This is a genomic window from Paenarthrobacter aurescens (genome assembly GCF_025421775.1).
GTDB classification, from domain to species: domain Bacteria; phylum Actinomycetota; class Actinomycetes; order Actinomycetales; family Micrococcaceae; genus Arthrobacter; species Arthrobacter aurescens_B.
The window spans coordinates 1-229 of the sequence record NZ_JAOEFX010000822.1 but is presented as its reverse complement, the minus strand read 5'-3'; the positions used below and the strand labels follow the sequence as shown (position 1 = coordinate 229).

The window sequence follows — 229 nt, the reverse complement described above, 5'->3', positions numbered from 1 at the left end:
GGCGGAAACTCTCTGCCTGGCGCTGTTTGAACACAACGGTGTGGACCTTCAAACCGCCGCCTGGTACACCCTCGCTCGCGCACATCTGGCCGGGTTGTCTGGTCTGAATGATGGGCTGGGGATTCTGGTCGCGCTTATCACCCGACAATGGAGCAATCTGTGGCCGCAACCGGTGCCTGCCCGGATGGATATTCTCGGCACGCTCAGCAAACGGCTCAGGCAGGTTCTA

General features: G+C 60.3%; 1 protein-coding gene. It reads left to right on the top strand.

Annotation, left to right across the window (positions count from 1 at the left end; translation table 11 throughout):
- Positions 1 to 229, top strand: a 229-nt coding sequence (locus tag N7568_RS25710; RefSeq protein ID WP_261612427.1) for a type VI secretion system ImpA family N-terminal domain-containing protein, incomplete at both ends; no start/stop codon positions are given.